Here is a 23224-nt window from a genome sequence, read left to right as displayed (position 1 = left end):
GGTGACCGGATGGACGCTATCGAGCACGAAGGATGCGAACGTCGAACCTCTCGGCGATTCGACGTTCGATCAGGAGATTCAACGATGTGGCGAGACGAAACCCGCAAATGCGGGGCAGGCAGCGGACTTACTTCTTCCCCAACGCCGTCACTGCGTCCAGCGTCTCCTGCACGTGCTTGTTCGGATTGAGGTCCGAATACACGTGCGCGATCTTGCCCGACGGTGCGATCACGTAGGAGGTGCGATTCGACCACTCCGGCTTCTGCGCCAGGATCGCGTCGTACTCCTTCGCAATCTTCGCGCCGGTGTCGGCGGCGACCGCGAACTTCCCGCCGCAGTGTTCGGTTTCCTTCGAGAAATCCGCCAGCTCGTCCACGTTGCCCGCGGTGACGCCGATCACCGTGGCGTGCTGCGCCTTGAACTTGTCGATGGCTTCCGAGAACAGGTGCGCTTCCATGTTGCAGCCGGGCGTGTGCGCGGCGGGGAAGAAGTACACCACCACCGGCCCTTGCTCGAGCGCGTCGGCCAGCTTGAAAGTGAAGGGCTTGCCCGCGAGCCAGGCAGGCGCGGTGAAATCAGGCGCCTTGGCGTCGACCTTCAGCGCGGCGTCGGAGTGCGACGAAACCGCGACGATGCCCAGCCCGAGCGCGACAGCAAGCAGGAGGCGTTTCATGGGGGAGCCTCATCGTTGGACGGTTGCCCGCCAGCATAGTCCTCCGTGTTCGCGTCCGCGAACAACATCGCGAACTCGTCGGGCGTCAGTTCGATCCCTTCCTCGCGCGCGATCGCGCTGTTGCGCTCCCACACTTCGCGGATCGCGTCGCCGATGCCGTCGCCCCACTGCATCTGCCCGGCGACGATCTGCTGCCACGTTCCCTCGAAATCCAGCGACGCACCGAGCTTCGGCGCCATCTCCTCGAGCGCCGCGCGCTGCGCAGGATCGAGCTCATCGATGGCGTCGAGTGCGAGACATTCCAGCAGGCGCAGGAACGGCCGGCCTGCGTAGCGATCTTCGATGGCGGTCATGCGGTCTCCTCTTCACGCAATGCGATCCATGACATTACCCCAGCGAACACATCCACCAGCACATGCGACACGATCGCCGGCCACAACGAATCGGTCAGCCACACGATCAACGTGTAGATCGCGCCGAAGATGCCCGTCTGGATCACGCCTTTCATGCCCTGGTAGATATGGCCGATGGCGAAGATCGCCAGCGACAACGCCGCCGCGCCCCACCATCCGAGCCACGGCGCGAGCGCCCAGGGGAAGTAGCCGCGGAAGAAGAACTCTTCGGAGAAGCCGGCGCTCACCGAGGCGCCGGTGAACATCCACGTTTCGTTGCGCGTGCGCGGGAGGACGTCGGCGACGTCGCCGGAGAAGTTGGCGCGCAGCGTGGCGCGCAAGTCCGCGTCGCGTCGCAGCGCCGAGATGGCATACAGCTGATAGGCGGCGTAGGCAGCGATGATCACGCTGGCCACCACGAGGCCCCAGCCGCCGGGCATCGTGAGCTTCAGGCCAGACCACGGTCGGCCGAACCACAGCCAGATCGCCGCGCCGATCGCGACGATCAGCCAATACTCCACGCTGCTGCCCGACCAGAGCTTCCATCGCGCTTGCGCCGCCGAGATGCGTTGTCGACGCTTGAACCCCGGCCACCAGACGAGATAGCCGTACAGCGGCATGACCGCCGCGAAGAACGCGACGTACAGCAGGTCGATCCAGATCGGCATGGAACGAGTGTAGCTATCGCCGGAACCACGTGCCGAATCGCCTGAAGACGCGCGTCATGTACAAAACGATCAGTCCGCCGATCCCGATGACCAGCCACAGCCCGGTCATCCGCCACCAGTCGCCACGCGCTTCGCTGAGACGTTCGCCGCTGGCGATCTGCTCCAGTTCGGAAATGCAGGGTGCATCGAGGGTGGGCGCCTGGCGCAGGCGATCGAGCTCGCGTCGCGCATTGTTGCGCGTGATCGGCGCGGTGAGGGTGGGGCAATGCACGGCCGTTCCCGTCGAGTTCGCGGTGGGCCAGGAGGGCACGCGGAACACCGCGACCAGGGCCAGCACGATGCCGATCGCGATCCACAGCATGACCTTGTACATGGGGGTCCCCGGGCGCGAAGGTGGCGCGAATGTCGGGCAGGGGCTGTTGCCTTTGCGTGAACGCTACAATCACGTCGTTCGGCGAATCGCCGAAGGTCAGGGGACCCAAGCCATGCTCAACCGTCGCGCTCTCGCGGTCGCGCTTCTCTGCGCGCTGCCCGTCCTGCCTGCGTTCGCCGAAGAGGCCGCGCCGGCGCCGACCGTCAAGTGGGTGATCCCGTGGAAGGCGGGGATGGAGCTGAAGTACGCCACCGAGTCGAACGAGGTCGAAGTCCGTGACGGCAAGCGCCAGCACGAGCGCACGCGCTCGAACGACACGATGCGCCTCACGCAGGCGACGGCGGACGGATTCCAGCAGACCTGGACCAGCGCCGACCCGCAGTTCGATGTTCTCGAAGGCGACAAGGCGATGGAAGGCCTCGCGCGCGAAACGTTCGCGAAGGTCGGCGACCTCGAGGTCGTCGTCGCGCTCGACAAGGACGGCAACTACGCGCGCATCGAGAACATCGACGCGCTGTCGAAGTTCATGCGCGAGGCGATGCGCCCGCTCGCCTCGCAGGGCCTGGCGAAGCAAGGCGACATGAACGAGTCCGATCGGCAAGAGGCCGCCGAGATGGTCGACGGCATCCTGGATCGCATGACGCAACCGGCCGTCGTCGAAGCGATGATCGGCCGCGACCTGCAGTGGTACAACGGTTTCGTCGGCATCGACATCGAGCCTGACACCGATTACGGCGTCGAGACCGAGTTGCCGAACCCGATGGGCGGGCCGGCGTTCCCCGCCAAGCTCACGTTCTCGTTGTCGGTGTCCGAAGACGACCCCGACGATCTGTTCGTCGCGTTCGAGCAGACGATCGACCCGGTGAAGGGCGCCAAGGCGCTGGCCGCGATGGCCGCGACGCTGGTTGGCGAAGAACACAAGGACGGGCTCGACGACGTGATCAAGTCGATCGAGGTCAAGGACGAAGGCCTGTTCGTCGTGCATCGTCCGACCGGCGTCATCGAGATGTTCGAAACCACGCGCACCACGAAGGTCGCGGGTCGCGACAAGGTCGAACGCAACCGCATGCGCCTGACCAACGGCGATCACGCGCACGAGTGGGTCGACGAGCAGGAAGGCACGGAAGCCGAAGCCAAGGCCGAAGCAAAGGCCGAAGGCGACGCCTGACGCATGCGCTACGCCGGTCGCCTCACCGATTGGAACGACGACAAGGGCTATGGCTTCGTCGTGCCCAATGGCGGCGGCGATCGTGCGTTCGTGCACGTGAAAGCGTTCGAACGTGCGTCACGTCGACCGGTGGTCGGCGACTTGTTGTCGTATGAAGCGGAGCGTGACGAGAAGGGGCGCGTCAACGCAGCGCGCGTCCGGTTCGCCGGGCAAACCGTGGCGCCGGTCAAGACGCAGCATCGCGACAACCCGGTACGGCTCCGACGACCCCAACGCATCGTCTTGGCGCTGGCGAGCATCGCCGCGTTCTCGTGGCTGGGTTGGTCGGGCAAGCTGCCGGTCGTGATGCTGTTCGTCTACGGGTTCATGAGCGTGGTGGCCATCGCGCTTTACGCGGGCGACAAACGCACGGCGCGCGATGGCCAATGGCGCACGCCGGAAGACACGCTGCATGCGGTCGCCTTGTTCGGCGGATGGCCGGGGGCGTTGCTCGCGCAGGGCGTGTTGGGCCACAAGTCGAACAAGGCCTCCTTCCAGACAGTGTTTTGGTCGACGGTGGTCCTGAATCTCCTCGGCGCGGTCCTGCTGCTGCGGTATTGGCTAAAGTAGGTCACCAGCCGCCGACCCGAGGATCGCGCCCCATGCGCAAGCTCCTGCTCGCTGCAGTCCTCCCGTTCTCCGCCCTCGCGCAGGACGCGCCGATCAATCTCACGCCGGGCGCCGCGCCTGCTTCGCAGGAAATCGTCGCAACGCTCGCGGAGAAAGACCGCCTGCTGTTCGATGCGGCGTTCGGGTGCAAGGTCGACGTGTTGAAGACGCTGGTCGCCGACGACCTCGAGTTCTTCCACGACAAGCATGGACTGTCGATGACGAGCGGTGCGCAGTTCGTGCAGGCCATCGCCGACGGATGCAAGCGCCAGGAGGCGGGCACCGACTTCCGTGCGCGTCGCGAACTGGTGGCCGGTTCGATGACGGTGCACATGATCGGCGCCTACGGCGCGATGCAGATGGGCACGCATCGTTTCTACGCGTTGCGGACGGGCCAGCCGGACCAACTCACAGAAACCGGCAAGTTCATCGACCTGTGGAAGCGCGAAGGCGACGACTGGAAGCTCGCGCGCGTGATCAGTTACGACCACGTGCTCGCACCGCAGCCGAAGTGATCACTTCTTCTTTTTCTTCTTCGCCTTCGATTTCGACTTGGCGCTGGCCTTCTTTTTGGCTTCGGCCTCGGCCTTGAAGCGCGCCTGCACGTCCTCGATCGCCGCCGGCAGCTTGCGCTCCAGCAAATCCAGCAACTCCGCGCTCGCGATCGTGTCGATCGGCTTGCCTTCCGGCGTCGTCGCGGTGACGCGCGTGGTGGTGCGTTTGATGGTGTCGGAGATCGGCATCGACTTCGTCAGCACCAGGAATTCCACGCCGCGGTAGCGGATCGTGTACATGTCCAGCATCTGCGCGCGGCCTTCGTATTCGGCGCCGGGTGTGTTGACGATGATCTGGCCGACCGCGTTCCAGGTCTCGTTCTTGTCGGCCTCGATCAGGAACTCGCCACGCGTGACGGTCGGCGGCAACGCGGGCACTTCGACGGGCGGGGGCGGCGGAATGGGTTTCGGCTTCGGCGCGCACGCCGCAAGCATCGTCAGTGCCAGCAAAACCGCCACCCATCGGCCGTGCACGATCATCCCACCCTCCGTGGAGTACGCTCCGCGCCCATGCGTGCGGTCGCCGCCATTCCATGTCTCCTCGTGCTCGCCATCGTTGCGATGCCGGTGCACGCACGCACTGTGTACCGCTGCACGCGCGACGGCACCGTCAGTTTGTCGACCGCGCCTGAACCCGGCTCGAAGTGCGTGGCGAAACACATCGACGACGACGCGGCGAAGGTGCCGAATCTCTGGGGCAACCTCGGCGTCGTGAAGGGCACGCTGTACGAACGCCAGCAGGATGGCAAGACCGTGTACGGCACGCGCAAGCTTCCGGGTTCGGTGCCGGTGCTCGCATTTACCGTGCAGACGCCGCCCGGATCGCCCGCGCACCTCGGCCTCGGCCACGTCGGTCCGCCGCAGTTGAACCGGTTCAACAAGGAGTTCCGCGCCGCGGCGAAGAAGACCGGCGTGGAGGACGCGATGCTGCGTGCGTTCGCGCATGCCGAAAGCGGGTTCGATCCGAAGGCGACGTCGTCGAAGGGCGCGCAGGGCGTGATGCAGTTGATGCCGGAAGTCGCGCGCGAGTACGCGGTGGCCGATCCGTATTCCGCGGCGCAGTCGATCGATGGCGGTGCGCGCCATCTCAAGCAGTTGCTGCGACGCTACAAGGGCGACCTCGACCTGGTGGCCGCTGCGTACAACGCGGGCATCGGGACGGTTGCGCAGTACAAGGGTGTCCCGCCATATCGGGAGACCGTCGAATACGTGGCGAAGGTGCAGGTGCTGTACGAGCGCTACCGCACCGCGATGGCGAAGACGGTGGCCAAGCGGCGCTGACCGGGCTTCGCACGGCCTTCACGCGACGCTGAACAGTACGCGCGTTTCATGGCGACCGATGTTCGCGCGCCTCGCCATCGCCGGTCTCCTGTGCCTGCTTCCGCTCGCGGGTGCGCAGGCGCGCACCGTGTACGAATGCCTGCGCGACAATCGCCTGAGCCTGTCGACCGCGCCCGAACCCGGTTCGAAGTGCAAGCCCAAGCGCGTCAACGACCGCAAGGCGAAGGTGAAGAATTTCTGGGGCGACCAGGGGCCGGTGCGCGGCAATCTCTACACCACGCGCATCGACGGCAAGCAGGTCTACAGCACGCGCAACATCAAAGGCTGGAAGGAAGTCGCCGAGCCCGTGAAGGTGCGCGCGCCGCGCGATTCGTGGGCGCACGAAGGCCTGGGCGAACTCGGCGCGCCGCGGCTGGACGTGTTCGCCGTGCAGTTCCGCGCGGCGGCGAAGAAGACCGGCGTCGAAGACGCCTGGCTGCGTGCGATCGCGCATGCCGAGAGCGACTTCAATCCGCGCGCGCTGTCGCCGAAGGGTGCACAGGGCGTGATGCAGCTGATGCCGGCGCTCGCGCGTGCGTACGGCGTGGCCGACCCGTATCAGTCGGCGCAATGCATCGACGGCGCCGCGCGCCACATCCGCGACCTGATGCGACGCTACAAGGGCGATCTCGTCCTCGTCGCGGCGGCTTACAACGCAGGCACCGGTGCGGTCGATCGCTACGGCGGCGTACCGCCGTATGCCGAGACCGAGGACTACGTCGACAAGGTGCAGACGCTCTACGCGAGTTATCGCGCCGCACTGCAACCTAAACGCAGCGGAAAAGGCTGAGCTCGCGCCCACGCGTCGATCACCGGCGTCGCACTAACCTGCGCGGCGATCCATCCGCATGGAAGCTCGATGTACTCGCGCCTCTACGAATCGCAAGAGCCTGAACGCGCGGCCGTCGATGCGCGGCCGGGCCCTGCGGTGATCGAATTCGGCGCGCCGTGGTGCGGCTTCTGCATCGGCGCCCAAGGCGCGATCGAAGCGGCGCTCGCGCAACACCCCGATGTGCATCACCTCAAGATCGAAGACGGCCGCGGCAAGCCGCTTGGACGTTCGTTCCGCGTGAAGCTGTGGCCGACGCTGGTGTTCCTGCGCGACGGCGAGGAAGTCGCCCGCCTCGTGCGGCCTTCCACGATGGGCGAGATCGGCGAAGCGCTCGACGAAATCGATCCCCGCGCACGGCCATGATCGACGAACCGGCCTCGCCGCCAGCGCACGAAGACCCCGCGCCGCAGCCGCAGTCTTCGCGCTGGCTCGAGATCGCCGATCGCGCCGATGTCGGGTTGGTGCGCATCGATGCGGGCGGGCACGTGATCGACATCAATGCGGCAGCGGTGCGCCTGCTGGGGCGCGGGATCGATGTGTTGCGTGGTGTCGACTTCACGACGCTGGTGGCGCTGTCGCAACGCCAGCAGGTGCGCGATGCGTTGCAGGTCGTGCACGGTGGGCGGTCGTCGATGGTGATCGCGGTGCGCTTCCCGCAACCGAAGGGCGGTGCGCCCGCAGTGCTGTGCCGGTTCAACGACGTGCGCGATTTCACCGGGATCCTGCGCGCCTACACGGTCACGCTGTTCGCGCTCGACGAAGGGGAAGTCCCCGCGTTGCCCGCGAACGACGACAACGTCGCGCCTTCCGACAGGGTCGCCGACGACGGCTACCGCGTCCTGTTCGAAGCGATCGACCAGGGCTTCTGCGTGATCGAAGTCATCTTCGAGGGTGGAGAGCCCGTCGACTATCTGTTCCTCGAAACCAACCACGCGTTCGAACGCTACACGGGCCTGGTCGACGTGGTTGGAAAGTCCATGCGCGAACTCGCGCCTTCGCACGAATCGCACTGGTACCGTTTCTATGGCGACATCGTGCGCACGCACCAGCCCGCGCAAACCTTGCTGCCGGCTGCGGCGCTCGGGCGATGGTACGAGGTGCATGCGTTCCCGTTCGGCACGCCGGGCAGTCGCCGCGTCGCGGTATTGTTCGAAGATGTGTCGGCGCGCCTGCGCACCGAGCAGGCATTGCGCGACAGCGAGGAACGCTTCCGTTGCCTGGCCAACGCGACGCCGTCGATGTTGTGGAGCGCCACCGCCAACGGCGACACGACCTGGCTGAGCGAACGCTGGACCGAATACACGGGGCAATCCGAGGCGGTGAGCCGCGACCAACGTAACCGCGCGATCCATCCCGACGATCGCGAGCCCACCGCCGAAGCGTGGCGCGAGGCGTTGCAGGGCGATCGCTTCGAAACCGAACTGCGCCTGCGTCGCCACGACGGCGAGTACCGATGGTTCATCGTGCGTGCCAATCCCGCGCACGATGCGGAAGGCCATCTCATCGGCTGGTACGGTTCGACGACCGACATCCACGACCTCAAGGTCGCCGAGACCGCCTTGCGCGAGATGGACCGGCGCAAGGACGAGTTCCTCGCCACGCTCGCGCACGAACTGCGCAACCCGCTCGCGCCGTTGCGCAACTGCCTGCACATCCTGCACCTCGTCGACAGCGGCGAAGCGGGTGCGCAGGTCGACACCGAACGCCTGCATGCGGTGATGGACCGGCAGGTCGGCCAACTCGTGCGCCTGGTGGACGACCTGCTGGAAGTCTCGCGCATCACGCGCGGCATGGTGCCGCTGCACATCCAGTCGGTCGCGCTCGCCGACGTCGTGGAGCGCGCGATCGAAACGAGCCGGCCACTGCTCGACGCGGCCCACCATGCGCTCGTCGTGTCGCTGCCGGCCGAACCGTTGTTGCTGCAGGCCGATCCCGTGCGCCTCGCGCAGGTGTTGTCGAACCTGCTCAACAACGCGGCGAAGTACACCGAACCGGGCGGGCGCATCGCGCTGAGCGCGCGTCGCGAAGGCGAGGAAGTCGTGATGCTCGTGCAGGACAACGGACTGGGCATGGCGACCGACCAGATCGAACGTGTGTTCGACCTGTTCCACCAGGCCGAGCACTCGCTGGGACGCGCGGGCGGCGGATTGGGCATCGGCCTGACGCTGGTGCGCAGCCTCGTCGAGATGCATGGCGGCGTGGTGATCGCACGCAGTGCGGGCCTCGGGCAGGGCAGCGAGTTCGAAGTGCGATTGAAGATCGGGCAGGAAGACGTCGTCCCGATGCCGCCGCGCGCGGACGAACCGATGGCGCCCGGCACGCGCCTGCGCCTGCTGCTGGTCGACGACAATCGCGAGCACACCGATTCGCTCGCGTTGTTCATGCGCATGCAGGGGCACACGGTGCGCACCGCCTACGACGCGGCGTCTGCGCTGACATGGCAGGTGGCGTTCGCGCCGGACGCGGTACTACTCGACCTCGGCATGCCGGGCGTCGACGGCTACGAGGTGTGCCGCCGGCTGCGCGCGAACGAGAGCGGCGACGCGCTGGTGGTCGTCGCGATCACCGGATGGGGCCAGGTCGAAGATCGAAAGCGCAGCGCCGAAGCGGGCTTCGACGCGCACCTGGTGAAACCGGTGGATCCGATCCCACTGTTGTCGCTCGTGGATTCGCTGCTGCGGATGAAACGCAGGGCGTGATGCGCCGACCGCCGGACTTGCCGGCGGTCGGTCCTGTCCGCCACGAATCAGTGGCGATTGCTGTCGCTGCCGCTGCGGCGGTCGTCGCGGCCTTCGTCGCGCGTCTTTGCTTCTTTCTCGTGCGTCGACTTGCGCTGGGTCGCACCGTCCTTGCCGGCTTGCAGCGAATGCTCGTGATCGGCACTGCTGTCGCGGCCCGAAGGGGGCGACGTGCGATCGTGCTTCACGCGTTCGCGTGCGTGGTCGTTGGTGCCCATGGCGTCAGCTCGTGCGACCGGTGGATTCGCCGTGGATCTTGCCTTGCTGCTGCATGTCGCGATCCTGCGACTGACCCTGCGAGCCCGCGCGATCCCACGCAGCCTGACACGCCTGGCCTGCGCCTTCCTGCCACTTCAACGCGTTGCTGTTGCTGCGCGTGGCGTTCTCGTAATCGCCGCGCAGGTTCGATTCGGCCTGGCTGAAGCTCTGCCCGCCGCTGCCGTACTGTTGACGGCCCTGTTCACCGGTCTGGTAGGCCTGCTGGTAATCCTCGAACTGGCGGCCCTGCTGGTAGTACGGCTCGCTCTGGAACTGCTGGCGCCAGTACTGTTGTTGCGAACCCTGCTGTTGCGAACCTTGGGAAACATTCTGCTGCGAACCCTGCTGGCTTCCCTGCGTGTTCTGCTGGCGGTTCTGGTCCTGGTTCTGTTGGTTGGCCATGCTGTCTCTCTCTCCGTGCGGCCGACATGGCCGTTGCACGAAGTTACGCAGCAACGCGTTATCGCAACTCGTGCGGCCGGTGAAAGCGCCGCTAACGAAGTTCAGGCGCGTGAATCAATCGCTGGGCGATGCATCGCTCGACAGCACGATGCGCTTCGGCGGCAAGCCGAGTGCAGGAAACTGCGTCGTCATGCGCGCGCCATGCACCACGCCCCAACGGATACCGATGCGTTGAAGCCGTGCTTCCATCGAGACACGCATCGAAGGCGGCGTGCGCGCGAGGATGGCCGCGTGGCGTTCGGCCCACGCGGTGGCAAGCGCAAAGACGTTGCCCGCAGTGGCCTGCATGCGCGGCATCTCGCGATCGAGTGCGTCGAGTTCGGCTTCCAGGACCGACCCGAGATCGGGCGGCAGCGTGGCCTTCATTGGCTCGTGCATCAAAGCTCCCCTTGGCTTCGATCGGCACGCTCCATTGCGGAAGGTGCAAGGGGCGTGAACGAAATACCCCCCGAACCCCCTGAAGGGTTCATCCGATGCGATATGCGTTGCATCTGCTTGGTGACGTAGCTCACAGAATCGCAGCCCGGGCCGTCTCTAGGCTATGTGCGCTGAGGGGAGGGGGATTCGGTGACCGTTCAGTTTGGCCGCTCGCTGGCACTCGATGCCGCGGCGCAGCAATCGCTGCCCGCGGCGTTGATGCGTGCGCGCACGCCGGCCGAGGTCGTCGCGGCGTGGTTCGAACACGACCCGCTCCTCGATACGCATTGCGCGTGCGTGCTGTGGTCGACGCATTGGCCGCGCGACATCGAAGCCTTCCCCGACGCCTGCGCCGACGCGAAGTGCGTCGCCGACGCGATCGACGCGGTGAACCGCGTGCGCGCGGGCGAGAACGACGACGCGAGCCCTCGCGTGCTGTACGACGACGGCGAAGGCGCCGTGGCCGTGCTCAACACCCCGCATGCGTGCCTCTCGCCGGATCCGGCGGTGATCGCGCGCCTGGGCGACCTGCTCGACCTGCGCCGCGCGCGCGAACGCGTCGCGCGACTGGAGCAAGCGGAGAAGCTGCAGCGTTCGCTGTACGCCATCGCCGACATGGCCGGCTCCGACCTCGAGATGCCCGACATGCTGCGCGGTCTGCACCGCATCGTCGCCGACCTGATGTACGCGGAGAACTTCTACATCGCGCTGTACGATCGCGAGCGCGATGCGTTGCGGTTCCTCTACTTCTCCGACGTCGTCGACAACACGATGATCTCGCCGGACCAGGTGCTGCCGCTCGCGAGCATCGAGCGCGGCCTGACCTGGTACCTCACCCGCGACAAGCGCCCGCTGATGGGCGACACCGACGAGCTGCGCGAGCAGGTCTCCGGCGCGTTGCGCCTGCACGGCGCGGACAGCAGCGATTGGCTCGGCGTGCCGATGCTGCGCGACGGCGAGGTCTATGGCGTCGTCGTGGTGCAGAGCTACACGGGCGAGCGGTGCTACACGACCGCCGAGATGTCGCTGCTCGCGTTCGTCGCCGAGCACATCCTCACCGCGCTGGAACGCAAGCGCGGGCGCCACGAACTCGAACGCCATGTCGTCGAGCGGACGCAGCAGTTGCAGGTCGCCAACAGCGAGCTGCGCCGCGAAGTCGCCGAACGCGAACGCGGCGAACGCCTGCAGGCCGCGCTGTACCGCCTCGCCGCGCTGGCGAGCCTGGACGAAACCAGCGGCAACTTCTATCGGCACGTGCACGCGGTCGTCGGCGAACTCATCGACGCGAAGAACTTCTACATCGCGCTGCTCTCCGATGACGGCGCGACCGTCTCCTTTCCCTATGCGGCCGACGAACACGAACACGACTGGGCGGCGCGCTCCTACGGCCGCGGTCTGACCGAACTCGTCCTGCGCACGCAGCGTCCGCAGCTGATGCCGCGCTCGGCCGTCGCGAAGATGGTCGCATCGGGCGAAGTGCATCCGGACGTCATGGGCACGCCGACCTGCGTGTGGCTCGGCGCACCGCTGCTCAGCACCGAAGGCGCGATCGGCGTCGTCGCGGTCCAGAGCTACGAGCGCGAGGACGCGTTCACCGAACGCGACGCCGAATTGCTCACCTTCGTCTCCTACCAGATCGGAAGCTCGCTGCAGCGCCGTCGCGCGGCGGAACTGCTGCGCAAGGCGAACGCCGAGCTCGAACACCGCGTCGAAGCGCGCACGCTCGAGCTGCGCGACCAGATCGTCGTGCGCGAACAGGTCGAAGCGCAGCTGCAGCACCAGGTGATGCACGATGCACTGACCGGCCTGCCGAACCGCGTCTACCTGCGCGACCGCGTCGAGCGCGCGCTCGCCGGCCTGCGCCGCGACGAGGCCTGCGGTTTCGGATTGCTGTACATCGACGTCGACCGCTTCAAGGTGGTCAACGACAGCCTCGGCCACAGCGCGGGCGATGCGATCCTGCAACAGGTGGCCAAACGCCTGGCCGCGTGCGTGCGCGAGCCCGACGTGGTCGCGCGCATCGCCGGCGACGAGTTCGTCATGCTGCTGGAACACGTGCAGAAGCCCGAGACCGCGAGCAAGGTCGCGCAGCGCGTGCTGCGTGCGTTGCAGCCTGCCCTGCATGTCGCCGGTCGCGAAATCCGGCTCTCGTGCAGCATCGGCATCGCGATCGCCGGGAACGGCTGCGAATCGGTCGATCGCATCCTCCACGACGCCGACGTCGCGCTGTATCGCGCGAAGGACAACGGACGCAATCGCTTCGTGATGTTCGACGATGCGATGCACGAGACCGCGATGGGCGTGCTGGATCTCGAGCAGGCGCTGCGCGATGCGCTGGTGCGCGACGAGTTCGAGCCGTGGTTCCAGCCGATCGTGCGCCTCGACGACGCCGGCGTGGTCGGCTACGAAGCGCTGCTGCGGTGGCGACATCCCGAACGTGGCGTGTTGTCGCCGGCGGCGTTCCTCAAGGTCGCCGAGGACAGCGGGCTGATCGGGCCGATCGACTGGCGCATGTTCCGGCTCGCGCTCGAGTCCGGCCGTGCATTGATGGGCGAGGAGCGGTTCCTCACGCTCAACGTGTCGCCGCGCCTGTTCTCGCAGAACGATTTCGACCAGCGCCTGCTCGAACTCGTCGACGAAATCGGCTTCGATCCGCGCGCGCTGCGCCTGGAAGTCACCGAAGGCACGCTGCTCGGCGATCCGGAGAACGTCGTGGCGATGCTCGAGCGCCTGCGCGAGCGCGGGGTGGAAGCGGCGCTCGACGATTTCGGCACGGGCTACTCGTCGCTCGGCCACGTGCATCGCTACCCGTTGAAGATGATCAAGATCGACCAGAGCTTCGTCGCGCCGTTCGCCAGCGGCATCGCTCCGCGCAGTTCGGCGGTCATCGAAGCGATCCTCGCGCTGGGTCATGCGCTCGGTACGGAGATCGTGGCTGAAGGCGTGGAGAACGACGCGCAGTGGAACGTGTTGCGACTGATGGGTTGCCCGTACGGCCAGGGCTACCACTTCGCGCGGCCCGCGCCGCTCGGCCATTGGCTGGGACAGTGAAGCCCGGCAATACCGACTGGTGGTTTCGCGGCATCGGCGTACCCTGACCCACCTCCGGACCACGACGGTCCGCTGGAGCCCCCGATGACCCCGATGCATGCCTTCACCGTGCCCGTCTTCGCGCGCGCGCTGCGCAACCTGCGCCACGTGCTGGAAACCGGCGAGCGTTACGCGGAAGAAAAGCAGATCGCGCCGGACGTGCTGCTGCAGACCCGGCTGATCCCCGACATGTTCCCGCTCGTGCGCCAGGTGCAGATCGCCACCGACCACGCGAAGAACGCATGCGCGCGACTGACGGCAACCGAGCCGATGCCGTTCCCCGACGAGGAGACGACGTTCGCGCAGTTGTACGCGCGCATCGATCGTTGCATCGCGTATGTCGAATCGTTCGACGCGGCGCAGTTCGAAGGCAGCGAAACGCGCCCGGTGCAGGTGAAGACGCGCGCGGCCGAGCTCAACTTCGACGGGCAGAACTACGTCACCACGTTCGCGGTGCCGAGTTTCTTCTTCCACGTGACGACGGCCTACGCGATCCTGCGCGACGCCGGCGTTCCGCTGGGCAAGCGCGATTTCCTCGGCGGCGCGGGACGCTGAGCCATGTTGCCGGGTGTCGACATCCAGTGTCCCTACTGCGGTGAGTCCATCACCGTGTTCGTCGACGACTCCGCGGGCGAGCAGCGCTACATCGAGGACTGCCAGGTGTGCTGCCGCCCCATCGTGATCGACGTCGGCATCGATGCCGACGGCGATCTCACGGTGCGCGCAACGACGGAAAACGACGCCTGAGGCCTTGATGCGGTCTTCGCACCCGGCGCGCTATTCCCGCGCCGGGACCACAGACGAGGAGCGCCCCATGAAGACCCAGCAGTTGGTTTGGCGCATTGCGCTCGGCGCCGGTATCGCACTGCCTGCTTTCGCGCAGACTTCGGTACCGCAGACCGCACCGCCTACGCAGGAAGAGCGCGGGACCGTGCCGCCCGTCGCGCAGGATCCTGCGTTCGCGCGGCTCGATGCCGACGGCGACGGCCGCATCAGCGCGGTCGAAGCGGACAAGGACAGCGCGTTCGCTGTGCGGTTCCACGCGCTGGATACCGATGAAGACGGCCAGGTGACTGCCGCCGAGTTCGGCGGATCGGCGAGCGGTGCGGCGCCGGCCGTCGCGGCAACTGCAACACCGACGAAGTCGAACGACGCGTTTTCATCGCTCGACGCGGACAAGGACGGACGCGTGAGTTCGACCGAGGCTTCCGCGAATACCGGCTTCGATTCGAGCTTCTCCTCGATCGACGCCAACGCCGACGGCTTCGTGACGTCGGACGAGTACACCGCGCACGCGGAGACCAACAAGCAACCGTAACCGCCGGGCGAATGCCGGAAACGCAAAAGGGCGCCCTCGGGCGCCCTTCGTTCGTTCGATCGGCAACGCGACCTAGTGACGTGTCGCGTTGTCGTCGTCTTCTTCCTCGCGCAGGGAGAAGGGCACGTTGCGTCCCTGCGCTCCCTGGTTGTCGAGCGCGTTGCGTTCGCGATCGCGTCGCTCTTCGCCTGGCTTGCGTTCGCCCGACATCGATTGCGCCGAACTCTGCTGTGCGGCGGGTTGCGATCCGACGGTGCGGGATTTCGAGCGTGGGGTCTGGCGCGGGGTCGACATGGGGTCCTCGGCGTTCCGTCGTTGGGGGCTGGCGACCATCGTGGAGAGGCGGCCATTAACGCCGTTGCATGGCGCAGGTAAAACTTTCGTAAGTCGTCGCGGCCGGTTGTGCGCCATGCATGAATGGTATTCGCGCGACGACGACATCGCGGGGACCAAGCTCGCGAACGCCGGCGAAAACGCTTGAAAACAAGCAAAAACGCCGACATGCGGCAGGCCCCGCCCGCGAGTAGCGCAATTCGCAGGTCCGGTGGTTAACGCCGCGTGGAGGCGCAAACCGGCAGGTCGCGGAGATTCAGATGCTCGGGCGCAAGGTGCAAACCGTCGCCGAAAGCCGAAGCATCGGCGCGACGATTGTTCAAACCACGGAGACCGACGAATGAAGCTTTCCGATCGCAAGCCGCTGTTCCTCGCCCTCGCCCTGACGTTCGCGGCGCCGCTCGCCTTCGCGCAGAGCACGACGCCGACGCCGACGCAGGAATATCCGCAGTCGACGACGCAGGCCGCGGACCAGGCCGCCACCTCCGCGCAGGACGCGGCGAAGGACGCCACCAAGGCCGCGCAGGACGCGACCACGCAGACGCAGAATGAAGCTGCGACGACCAACGAAGCGACCGCCGCGACGTCGGGCGAACCGCAGAAGAAGAACTGGTCCGACCTCGACGTCAACAAGAACGGCACGCTGAGCGCCAGCGAAGCCGCTTCGGTCCAGAGCCTGGCCTCTGCGTTCTCGACCGCCGATTCGAATGCCGACGGCGAGTTGACCCAGGACGAATACAAGGCCTACCTCGAAACCAGCGAAAAGGGTGGGGCCAAGTCGGATTCGGGCGGTTGATCGACTGATCGACCGACCACGAGTCGGAGCGCGCAAGTACGCACGCTCCGCAACAGCGGCGCACTGGCCGGCCCTTCGGGGCCGGCCGACCTACGCCGACTAGGCACACAGACGAGGACCCCATGAACACCACGCTTCGTAGCCTGACCGCAGCAGCCATCGTTCTCGCGTCGCTGACGCTGGCCGCTTGCGCGCACGACAGTGAGTCGACCACCGAGTCGACCACTGAAAGCACGACATCGACGGATGCGTCGACGGGTACCACGACGTCGACGACCGATACGACGACCACCACGTCGTCCGAAATGCCGCCGTCGGCGAGCACGTCGGCGAATCCGCCCGGTACGCCATAACCGGGCGCGTTCGTCGCGATGATGCGGGGGCGGCTTCGGCCGCCCTTCGTCGTTTATGCTTCCGCGCCATGGAAGACAACCGCATCAAGCTCGTCGGATTCGACGGCGACGACACGCTCTGGCGCAGCGAGGACTATTACCGCGGCGCGCAGGTGGATTTCGAACAGATCGTCGGCCAGTATGTCGACCTCGCCGATGCCCGCGCGCACGAACGCCTGTACGCCGTGGAGAAGCGCAACCTCGCGCTGTTCGGCTACGGCGTGAAAGGCATGGTGCTGTCGATGATCGAAGCCGCGGTGGAAATCACCGACGCGCGCGTCTCGTCGCGCGACCTGCATCGCATCGTCGCACTCGGCAAGTCGCTGCTGCAGCATCCGGTCGAACTGTTGCCCGGCATCCGCGACGCGGTGGAAGCGATCGGCGCAAAGCACGAACTCGTGCTGATCACCAAGGGCGACCTGTTCCACCAGGAAGCGAAGGTGAAGCAGTCGGGGCTCGCCGATCTGTTCCGCCGCATCGAGATCGTGAGCGAGAAGGATGCCGCGACGTACACGCGGTTGTTCGACGAGTTCGAATTGCAGCCGCGCGAGTTCGCGATGGTCGGCAACTCGTTGCGATCCGACATCGCGCCGGTGCTCGGGCTCGGCGGGTGGGGCGTGTACATGCCGTACCACGTGACGTGGGCGCACGAAGCGGAAGCGGAGGTCGCGGACGACGCACCGCGCCTGCGTCGCGTCGGCGATGCGTCGGGCTTGCCGGCGGCGCTCGACGACATCGCGCATTGCGCCGCCATTCATTGATGCGGTCGCATCGTCGCGCCGTGTCCGCGACGCGCGGATGCGGGAGGCGAACATGGACAGGTTGCGCATGGCGCGCCGGGTCGCGCCGTTGGTGCTGGCGACCGGGCTGACGGTCGCGGCGCTGGTTCCGAACCCAGCCCACGCGCAGGACGACCAACGCGTTCGCGTGATCGTCGATGCCGCCGATGTCGTCGTGCGCGGTGGCCAACCGTATTACCGCTACGGCGGTTATCGCGATTCCGATCGCATCGTCATCGGTCGCGACCGCTACGGGCGTCCGATCTATTACCGCATCGTCGATCGCCGCGATTGGCGCGATCGCGACCGCGACGATCGTTACGGCCATCGCCGCCACTACCGTCGCCCGGCATACCCCGCCTACGGCCATGACCCCACCGCTCGTCGGGTCACGTGCAACAACGTGGGCAACTGCACGGTCACGTACTACGACCCGCGGTTCGACCGTTACCGGCCATAGCCCGACGGTGCTAGCCTCCGCGCACCACATCCCCCTGCTGGAGAGTTGCCGCCATGCGCCTGCGCCCCATCCAGATCCTCCCCCTGGCCCTGATCCTGGCCACTTCGGTCGCGACCGCCGCCGAGACCGACTGCAAGCTCAAGTTCTCGATGGCCGGCTGGTCGGCGTTCTACAAGACCGCGTCGGGCGACGGCACGATCACCTGCGACAATGGCCAGTCGATGCCCGTGCACGTGGAAGCCAAGGGCGGCGGCCTCACCTTCGGCAAGTCGAAGATCGAGAACGGCACCGGCGAGTTCTCCGGCGTCAACGACATCAAGGAAACGCTCGGCAGCTACGCGCAGGCCGAGGCGCACGCCGGCGCGGTCAAGTCGTCGGGTGCGAACGTGATGACCAAGGGCGAGGTGTCGCTCGCACTCGCCGGCACCGGCAAGGGCTGGGATCTCGGCATCGCCTTCGGCAAGTTCACGATCTCCGCGCGCTGATCAGTCGCTGCGGTGTTTCGTGTCGTCGACCACGGGCGCGGCCTTGAAGGAGCGCCCCAGGTCGTCGCCGAGCTTCTCGGCGAACCAGCCGACGGTCGCGAAGTAACCGACCACCACCACGCACAACACGGCCAGCCCCCACGCGTGGCGGCGCAGGAATGCGAACGGCGAAAGCTGCAGGCGCATGGCACGGTCCCCGATGACGAGTTCATGCTCCGCCCGGACTTGTCGTGGCCGCGTGCACGAGTTGTGCGGCATGATCGGCGCGTGCCCGCATTCCGCTACCGTTGGTCGATCCTCCTCCTGCCGCTGCTGGCGCTGGCGGGGTGTTCGGCCGAGACCAGCGCGCCGCGCAATGGAACCTCCGCCCCGGGCTTCGATTCCCCGGATGCCGAACTGAGCTGGCAGGGCATGCTCGCGTGCGCCGATTGCGATGGCATCGATACGCGGCTGCGCCTGGAGCGCGGCAACGGCGTCGTGTCGCAATACGAACTCGTCGAAGCCTTCCTCGATGGCGAGGAAGCCGAGTACTTCCGCGAGTCGGGCCGGTGGCGCCGCGACGGCCGCATCCTCCGCCTGCAATCGACGTCGGGCGCCGAACGCCTGTATGCGATCGACGGGGCGGGGAACCTGGTGGTCGTCGACCGCGCGGGCCAGGCCGCGGGGCCGGACCGCGTCCTCTCGCCGGTCGGCTCGCCCCGAATGTGACTGCCTCCCCAGTCGTGACGCCGGTTTCAGAACGTATTCATCGAAGCGGCTGAAACTGCACTCGTCACGGACTCATTCGCAGGGAGAGGCAGATGAATCACGCAAAGAAGGGCATCGCAATGAAGAGCATCGTGCTCGCGCTCGTGCTGGCTTCGGCCGGTGGCGCGGCGCACGCGCAGGACTTCCGGTTCGGCTGGAATCCGCGCAGCGGCGACGTGTGGGTCGACACGCAATTGAACGACATGAATCGCTACGGCTCGCGCTACCGCGATCCGTTCGTCGACGAGTTGGTGCGTTACCACGGCGCGCCGCGCGACCTGGTCGTCGACCTCCTCGGTCCGCGCCGCTGGGCGCCGGGCGACGTGTGGATGGCGTGCAGCATCGCGTCGATCATCGGTCGCCCGTGCCGCTACGTCGTCGACACCTACGAACGCGACCACGGCCAGGGTTGGGGCAACATCGCCAAGCAGATGGGCATCAAGCCCGGCTCGCCGGAATTCCATCGACTGAAGAACGGCTTCGTGCCCGCGTACGATCGCTGGGGTCGTCCGATCACGCTCGATGCCGACTTGCAGAAGGTGTATCCGAACCACGGCAAGTCGAAGGCGTCGAAGTCGCACGCCGACAATGGTCATGGCAACGGGAACAGCCAGGGCAAGGGCAATTCCGGCAAGGGCAACTCCGGGAAAGGCAATTCCGGCAAGGGGAACTCCGGGAAGGGCAACTCCGGCAAGGGCCACGGCAAGCACTGATGGGCGCGACACCTGATCGGGTCACGCATCGCGGCGGCTGCCATTGCCGCCGCGTGCGTTTCGAAATCGACGCGCCGGCCGACATCGAAGCGCTCGACTGCAATTGCTCGATCTGCCGCATGACGGGCTTCCTGCACCTGATCGTGCCGGCGTCGCGCTTTCGCCTGCTGTCGGGCGAGGACGTGCTCACCGAATACACGTTCAACACGGGCGTCGCGAAGCATCGATTCTGCTCGGTGTGCGGCGTCAAGAGTTTCTACATCCCGCGCAGCCATCCCGATGGCGTCAACATCAACGTGCGCTGCATCGACGACGGTACCATCGCGTCGCTGACGATCGTGCCGTTTGACGACAACGATCGCGAAGCCGCGACCGCGGCGCTGTCGCATCTGTCGAAAGAGTAGGGCGGGGAAGAGAGATTTAAGAGAGAGCCGCCGACGCAGTCAGGGAGAGAGGGAGTCTGCGTCGGCCGACGGGCTGCGAGTAGGGGTGGCTCGTCTCAGCGGCGTCTTCGGCTCTACCTGCCCTGTGGGTGGGGCAGGTGCGGCCATCAGACCATCGCAGCGTGCGCGCGCCTATTGTCCCGAAGGGCAACATGGCATTGCGTTTCGAGCAATGCACCGCGACACGCGCGATCGCGGATGTTTCGCACGCGGCACACGGTGCGCGCTCGGCTACGCTCCCGCCGTCCTGCGCTTCCGGAGTGTTCTATGCGAGTTGCAAGTTCGATGCTGGTGCTGGCTGCTGCGATGGCGCTGCCGGTGGGAGCGTGTGCGGCCGAGGCCGATACGATGAGTGTGACGGGGCGGATCGTCGAAGAGGGCGGTTGCAATACGTCGATCCAGAATGGCGGCAATGTCGACTACGGCATCATTCCTGCTTCGTCTCTCGACGAATACGATGTCACTCAAATGGATCTCAAGACGCTCGGAGTTTCGATCGCGTGTGCAAGTCCTACATACATTGCCCTCAGCATTCATGATAAGTGGACAGGGGACAGTGGCGACAGTTATTTGAGTTTGGGTATGGCGGCGCCATACGAACCGATCGGGTACTACCAAGTCAGGCACGCGGAGGCAGTGACGGTTAACGGAAGCGCAGGTTACATGGTCAACGATCCTGCGCCCGGACCAAGCCCCGGCGCGTTCTGGTACAGCGCGTTTCATGTGGACCCATGGGCCGAAGAGACAGAGTGGAGAAGCTTCGCCTATGTGAGCGAGGGTGCCGCCGTCGCCCAGCCCATCACATCCGCGCAGTTCACATTGCACATACTCGCCACCATCCGCGAACTGTGGGCTTTGCAACTGAGTGGCGCACTTCCACTCGATGGGCAGTTCACCATTGAAATGATGTACATGTAATCGAGTAGCAAAGCTACGAAGCAAGAAGGCCGGGCGATCACTCGCCCGGCCTTCTGCTTTTCAACCTTCGCGATCGAGTCAAACGCGTGCGTCGCCTTCCATCTCCATGTCGCTGTTCGCCGCTTCACCGCGCCCGCAGAGGTAATCCTTCACCAGTTGATACGACTTCGTGCGCGAGATCCCGTACTCAAGAACGAGCGTTTTTGCGAACACGCTCCTGGGCCTTCCACTGTCGACGAGTTCCTGCAAACGCTTGAGGATCATCTCGCGCCCCGGCGTTTCCTCGCGTACCCACTGCTGGTATTCCTCGACGATGCGGCCCGCGATTTCGTGCGCATCCTCGAGGTCGAGCTGCAATCGATGCAATGCCTGCTCCAGGCTGCGCACGCGTTTCTCGAAATAAGCCAGGTCGAGTCCCATGGTGTTCCCCCGCTGTGTGTTGGCTGTGGTCGGTGTGCGGCCAGAAAACACCCGCGCGGCGGACGCAACAATTGTCCGCAGGGGAAAGCGGCAGGATTCCCGCGCGAATCGCACCAAGGGACAGGGGCACCAAGGGGCAGGAATGTCGATTGCGTCGGACGCAAGGGCAACCGCCGAAAAGTTCGCGCCCATGCAAGACCATTCCGATGCAGCACTGCGCATGGCTTCCCTAAGGTGCCGCGCCATCGGGTTTTCGTTTTGCTCGATGCGCGCGATGAACGGATGGCATCGCGATGCAGTACCCGCGCTTCCATCCCTTCGATCCAACGGAGATCCCCATGCAGTTCCATCACTCGCTTCTCGCGGCCGCGGTGCTCGCGGTCGTGTCGACCTCCGCCTTCGGGCAGGCCGCTACCGGCAACGTCGGCCTTCGCGGCCAGCTCGTGCCGAATTCGTGCAGCGTCACCATCGCCAACGGCGGCACGTATAACGTCGGTGCGCTGCGCATGTCCGACCTCAATGCGACCACCCCGGGCGATCGCGCCCCGCTGACCAACGCCGTGACGCTCGCCTGCTCGGGCGGCACGCTGCTCGCGCTGCACGTCAACGACAACAAGGAAGGCACCGCGCTGGGCACCACGTCGGCCGACTTCGGCCTGGGCAATGCGCTCACCTCGGGCGCGCCGGTCGGTTCGTACAAGCTCAACATCCCGGCGGCTTCGGTCGTCGTCGATTCCGTCGCGCAGCCGGTCATCGGCAGCAGCGACCTGACCACGTGGGCCACCACCACGGGCACGTCGTACTGGCCGAAGTCGACCAGCGCCGATGCGAAGTACCGCGCGTTCGGCCCGGTCGCCGGCCCGCTTGCGTTCGCCAGCGCGACGTTCTCGCTCGAAGTGCTGCCGACGCTCAACTCGCGCAGCAACCTGCTGCTCGACACGACGCAGCCGATCGACGGCAGCGCGACCATCGAAGTCCATTACCTCTGAGTCCGCGCGAATCCACCGCGCGAAGTTCATCAGTCAACACATTCGGAGTGAATCCATGAAGCTGTTCCCGTCCCTCCTCGCTTCCGGCGTGCTCGTCTTCGCCGTCGGCAATGCCCACGCCTCGACGGCCGACCTCTCGGTCACCGGTTCGATCACGCCCGACGCCTGCACCATGTCGCTGACCAACAACGGCGACGTCGATCTCGGCATCCTCGACATCAGCACGATGAACGGCGCCGCCGTGAATCCGCTGGTCGACCAGGTCGTCGATGTCGCCATCGCGTGCACCGCGCCGGTGAAGTTCGCCACCATCGCCACGGAAGATCGTCCGGGCACGTCGTACACCCCGGGCAACGACTACTTCGGCCTCAACAACGCCGCCAACGGCGCGCCGATCGGCCACTACACGATCAAGGCCGGCACCGGCATGGCCGACGGCACCGCCGCCACCGTCATCAGCAGCCTCGACGTGCTGGCGTGGACGTCGCCGGCCGGCGGCGTCAAGGTCGAACACGGCACCGGCGCGAAGTACACCGCCGTCGGCAGCACCGTGTCGGGTCCGGCCGCCGCGACGAATGCGTCGTGGAAGCTGACGATCTCGCCGACCATCGCCCCGGTCGACACGCTGGCCCTGACCGGCCCGCAGGACATCGACGGCCGCATGACGCTGACGGTCGTGTACCTGTAATCGCGACACCCGCACTGCTTCGAGTGCAACCGAACGCCCGGCCCTCGCGCCGGGCGTTCGCCATTTCGGACGCCTTCGCTTCGAACCTGCAAGTGGAAGCGCATTCCCACATGCACGAGGCGCGTTCTCCGATGTAACTCGGATCATTGA

Annotated in this window: 33 protein-coding genes; 22 read left to right on the top strand and 11 right to left on the bottom strand. The window is 66.2% G+C overall.

From position 1 onward, the window contains the following. Window positions 1-127: 127 nt before the first annotated feature. Genes LK996_RS06995 through LK996_RS06980 form a run of 4 tightly spaced genes read right to left on the bottom strand, consistent with a single transcriptional unit; the run spans window position 128 to window position 2106 of the window. Window positions 128-673, bottom strand: coding sequence for a peroxiredoxin (locus LK996_RS06995; RefSeq protein ID WP_230526403.1), 546 nt, complete (start codon window positions 671-673; stop codon window positions 128-130). Next, window positions 670-1026, bottom strand: coding sequence for a hypothetical protein (locus LK996_RS06990; RefSeq protein WP_230526402.1), 357 nt, complete (start codon window positions 1024-1026; stop codon window positions 670-672). The genes LK996_RS06995 and LK996_RS06990 overlap by 4 nt, the downstream gene beginning before the upstream one ends. Next, a complete protein-coding gene (locus tag LK996_RS06985) occupies window positions 1023-1733 on the bottom strand; it encodes a CPBP family intramembrane glutamic endopeptidase (RefSeq protein ID WP_230526401.1) in 711 nt (236 codons plus the stop codon). Before LK996_RS06985 ends, LK996_RS06990 begins: the two co-directional genes overlap by 4 nt. Before the next feature lie 13 nt (window positions 1734-1746). Continuing rightward, window positions 1747-2106 (bottom strand): hypothetical protein, encoded by a 360-nt coding sequence (locus LK996_RS06980; RefSeq protein ID WP_230526400.1) that lies wholly within the window; start codon window positions 2104-2106, stop codon window positions 1747-1749. A 112-nt stretch (window positions 2107-2218) separates the two neighbouring features. On the opposite strand from LK996_RS06980, the gene LK996_RS06975 reads away from it, so the two are divergent. The 3 genes from LK996_RS06975 to LK996_RS06965 are packed head-to-tail and all read left to right on the top strand — an operon-like array spanning window position 2219 to window position 4437. Next, the gene (locus LK996_RS06975) at window positions 2219-3274 is read left to right on the top strand and encodes a hypothetical protein (RefSeq protein ID WP_230526399.1); all 1056 of its coding nucleotides are present in this window, start codon (window positions 2219-2221) and stop codon (window positions 3272-3274) included. Between the two features lie 3 nt (window positions 3275-3277). Further along, the gene (locus LK996_RS06970) at window positions 3278-3883 is read left to right on the top strand and encodes a DUF1294 domain-containing protein (protein WP_230526398.1); all 606 of its coding nucleotides are present in this window, start codon (window positions 3278-3280) and stop codon (window positions 3881-3883) included. Between the two features lie 32 nt (window positions 3884-3915). Beyond that, window positions 3916-4437, top strand: coding sequence for a nuclear transport factor 2 family protein (locus LK996_RS06965; RefSeq protein WP_230526397.1), 522 nt, complete (start codon window positions 3916-3918; stop codon window positions 4435-4437). Here LK996_RS06965 and LK996_RS06960 read toward each other — a convergent pair whose 3' ends face one another. Then, window positions 4438-4956 carry a hypothetical protein gene (locus LK996_RS06960; protein WP_230526396.1) on the bottom strand — a complete coding sequence of 173 codons (519 nt, stop codon included), beginning with the start codon at window positions 4954-4956 and terminating at the stop codon, window positions 4438-4440. 30 nt (window positions 4957-4986) lie between these two features. Here LK996_RS06960 and LK996_RS06955 point away from each other — a divergent pair, with 30 nt between their 5' ends. The 4 genes from LK996_RS06955 to LK996_RS06940 all read left to right on the top strand — a co-directional run bounded on the left by LK996_RS06955 (window position 4987) and on the right by LK996_RS06940 (window position 9327). Further along, window positions 4987-5757 (top strand): lytic transglycosylase domain-containing protein, encoded by a 771-nt coding sequence (locus LK996_RS06955; protein WP_425493710.1) that lies wholly within the window; start codon window positions 4987-4989, stop codon window positions 5755-5757. A 58-nt stretch (window positions 5758-5815) separates the two neighbouring features. Beyond that, window positions 5816-6586 (top strand): lytic transglycosylase domain-containing protein, encoded by a 771-nt coding sequence (locus LK996_RS06950; protein ID WP_230526395.1) that lies wholly within the window; start codon window positions 5816-5818, stop codon window positions 6584-6586. A gap of 69 nt (window positions 6587-6655) precedes the next feature. Then, window positions 6656-6991 carry a thioredoxin family protein gene (locus LK996_RS06945; RefSeq protein WP_230526394.1) on the top strand — a complete coding sequence of 112 codons (336 nt, stop codon included), beginning with the start codon at window positions 6656-6658 and terminating at the stop codon, window positions 6989-6991. Continuing rightward, window positions 6988-9327 carry a PAS domain S-box protein gene (locus tag LK996_RS06940; RefSeq protein WP_230526393.1) on the top strand — a complete coding sequence of 780 codons (2340 nt, stop codon included), beginning with the start codon at window positions 6988-6990 and terminating at the stop codon, window positions 9325-9327. Before LK996_RS06945 ends, LK996_RS06940 begins: the two co-directional genes overlap by 4 nt. A 47-nt stretch (window positions 9328-9374) precedes the next feature. On the opposite strand, the gene LK996_RS06935 is transcribed toward LK996_RS06940, so the two are convergent. From LK996_RS06935 to LK996_RS06925, 3 genes are all read right to left on the bottom strand, one after another. After that, window positions 9375-9584, bottom strand: coding sequence for a hypothetical protein (locus tag LK996_RS06935; protein ID WP_230526392.1), 210 nt, complete (start codon window positions 9582-9584; stop codon window positions 9375-9377). A 4-nt stretch (window positions 9585-9588) separates the two neighbouring features. Next, entirely contained in the window at window positions 9589-10026 is a 438-nt protein-coding gene (locus tag LK996_RS06930; RefSeq protein WP_230526391.1) for a hypothetical protein, read from the bottom strand. A 114-nt stretch (window positions 10027-10140) separates the two neighbouring features. Then, the gene (locus LK996_RS06925) at window positions 10141-10464 is read right to left on the bottom strand and encodes a hypothetical protein (RefSeq protein ID WP_230526390.1); all 324 of its coding nucleotides are present in this window, start codon (window positions 10462-10464) and stop codon (window positions 10141-10143) included. A gap of 189 nt (window positions 10465-10653) precedes the next feature. Between LK996_RS06925 and LK996_RS06920 the strand changes: the two genes are divergently transcribed. The 4 genes from LK996_RS06920 (at window position 10654) to LK996_RS06905 (ending at window position 14911) form a co-directional block, all read left to right on the top strand. After that, the gene (locus LK996_RS06920) at window positions 10654-13554 is read left to right on the top strand and encodes an EAL domain-containing protein (protein ID WP_230526389.1); all 2901 of its coding nucleotides are present in this window, start codon (window positions 10654-10656) and stop codon (window positions 13552-13554) included. A gap of 84 nt (window positions 13555-13638) precedes the next feature. Then, window positions 13639-14148: a DUF1993 domain-containing protein gene (locus tag LK996_RS06915; protein ID WP_230526388.1), complete on the top strand. Its 510-nt coding sequence runs from the start codon at window positions 13639-13641 to the stop codon at window positions 14146-14148. Window positions 14149-14151: 3 nt separating this feature from the next. Next, window positions 14152-14340, top strand: coding sequence for a CPXCG motif-containing cysteine-rich protein (locus LK996_RS06910; RefSeq protein WP_230526387.1), 189 nt, complete (start codon window positions 14152-14154; stop codon window positions 14338-14340). 67 nt (window positions 14341-14407) lie between these two features. Next, window positions 14408-14911: an EF-hand domain-containing protein gene (locus LK996_RS06905; RefSeq protein WP_230526386.1), complete on the top strand. Its 504-nt coding sequence runs from the start codon at window positions 14408-14410 to the stop codon at window positions 14909-14911. Between the two features lie 72 nt (window positions 14912-14983). On the opposite strand, the gene LK996_RS06900 is transcribed toward LK996_RS06905, so the two are convergent. Then, entirely contained in the window at window positions 14984-15205 is a 222-nt protein-coding gene (locus LK996_RS06900) for a hypothetical protein (protein ID WP_230526385.1), read from the bottom strand. A gap of 379 nt (window positions 15206-15584) precedes the next feature. On the opposite strand from LK996_RS06900, the gene LK996_RS06895 reads away from it, so the two are divergent. The 5 genes from LK996_RS06895 to LK996_RS06875 all read left to right on the top strand — a co-directional run bounded on the left by LK996_RS06895 (window position 15585) and on the right by LK996_RS06875 (window position 18156). Further along, window positions 15585-16040 (top strand): EF-hand domain-containing protein, encoded by a 456-nt coding sequence (locus LK996_RS06895; RefSeq protein WP_230526384.1) that lies wholly within the window; start codon window positions 15585-15587, stop codon window positions 16038-16040. Between the two features lie 122 nt (window positions 16041-16162). Further along, window positions 16163-16393, top strand: a complete 231-nt coding sequence (locus tag LK996_RS06890; RefSeq protein WP_230526383.1) for a hypothetical protein — start codon at window positions 16163-16165, stop codon at window positions 16391-16393. A gap of 68 nt (window positions 16394-16461) precedes the next feature. Further along, entirely contained in the window at window positions 16462-17193 is a 732-nt protein-coding gene (locus LK996_RS06885; RefSeq protein ID WP_230526382.1) for an HAD family hydrolase, read from the top strand. 52 nt (window positions 17194-17245) lie between these two features. Beyond that, complete coding sequence (locus tag LK996_RS06880; protein ID WP_230526381.1) at window positions 17246-17671, top strand: hypothetical protein; 426 nt, start codon at window positions 17246-17248, stop codon at window positions 17669-17671. Window positions 17672-17724: 53 nt separating this feature from the next. Then, the gene (locus LK996_RS06875) at window positions 17725-18156 is read left to right on the top strand and encodes a hypothetical protein (protein WP_230526380.1); all 432 of its coding nucleotides are present in this window, start codon (window positions 17725-17727) and stop codon (window positions 18154-18156) included. Here the strand turns inward: LK996_RS06875 and LK996_RS06870 are convergent, their stop codons facing one another. Then, window positions 18157-18342 (bottom strand): hypothetical protein, encoded by a 186-nt coding sequence (locus tag LK996_RS06870; RefSeq protein WP_230526379.1) that lies wholly within the window; start codon window positions 18340-18342, stop codon window positions 18157-18159. A gap of 81 nt (window positions 18343-18423) precedes the next feature. Between LK996_RS06870 and LK996_RS06865 the strand changes: the two genes are divergently transcribed. The 4 genes from LK996_RS06865 (at window position 18424) to LK996_RS06850 (ending at window position 20977) form a co-directional block, all read left to right on the top strand. Continuing rightward, the gene (locus LK996_RS06865) at window positions 18424-18864 is read left to right on the top strand and encodes a copper resistance protein NlpE N-terminal domain-containing protein (RefSeq protein ID WP_230526378.1); all 441 of its coding nucleotides are present in this window, start codon (window positions 18424-18426) and stop codon (window positions 18862-18864) included. 92 nt (window positions 18865-18956) lie between these two features. Continuing rightward, window positions 18957-19616: a pentapeptide repeat-containing protein gene (locus LK996_RS06860; protein ID WP_230526377.1), complete on the top strand. Its 660-nt coding sequence runs from the start codon at window positions 18957-18959 to the stop codon at window positions 19614-19616. Beyond that, window positions 19616-20020: a GFA family protein gene (locus LK996_RS06855; RefSeq protein ID WP_230526376.1), complete on the top strand. Its 405-nt coding sequence runs from the start codon at window positions 19616-19618 to the stop codon at window positions 20018-20020. Before LK996_RS06860 ends, LK996_RS06855 begins: the two co-directional genes overlap by 1 nt. Window positions 20021-20344: 324 nt before the next feature. Next, entirely contained in the window at window positions 20345-20977 is a 633-nt protein-coding gene (locus tag LK996_RS06850) for a DUF1120 domain-containing protein (RefSeq protein ID WP_230526375.1), read from the top strand. Between the two features lie 78 nt (window positions 20978-21055). On the opposite strand, the gene LK996_RS06845 is transcribed toward LK996_RS06850, so the two are convergent. Continuing rightward, window positions 21056-21397: a hypothetical protein gene (locus LK996_RS06845; protein WP_230526374.1), complete on the bottom strand. Its 342-nt coding sequence runs from the start codon at window positions 21395-21397 to the stop codon at window positions 21056-21058. 338 nt (window positions 21398-21735) lie between these two features. Between LK996_RS06845 and LK996_RS06840 the strand changes: the two genes are divergently transcribed. Both LK996_RS06840 and LK996_RS06835 read left to right on the top strand, forming a co-directional pair. Further along, window positions 21736-22386, top strand: a complete 651-nt coding sequence (locus LK996_RS06840; protein ID WP_230526373.1) for a DUF1120 domain-containing protein — start codon at window positions 21736-21738, stop codon at window positions 22384-22386. A gap of 55 nt (window positions 22387-22441) precedes the next feature. Continuing rightward, the gene (locus tag LK996_RS06835; protein ID WP_230526372.1) at window positions 22442-23074 is read left to right on the top strand and encodes a DUF1120 domain-containing protein; all 633 of its coding nucleotides are present in this window, start codon (window positions 22442-22444) and stop codon (window positions 23072-23074) included. Window positions 23075-23224 lie beyond the last annotated feature (150 nt).

It is taken from the genome of Noviluteimonas lactosilytica, from assembly GCF_020866925.1.
GTDB classification, from domain to species: Bacteria; Pseudomonadota; Gammaproteobacteria; order Xanthomonadales; family Xanthomonadaceae; genus Noviluteimonas; species Noviluteimonas lactosilytica.
This window is presented reverse-complemented; position numbering and strand designations above follow the sequence as displayed.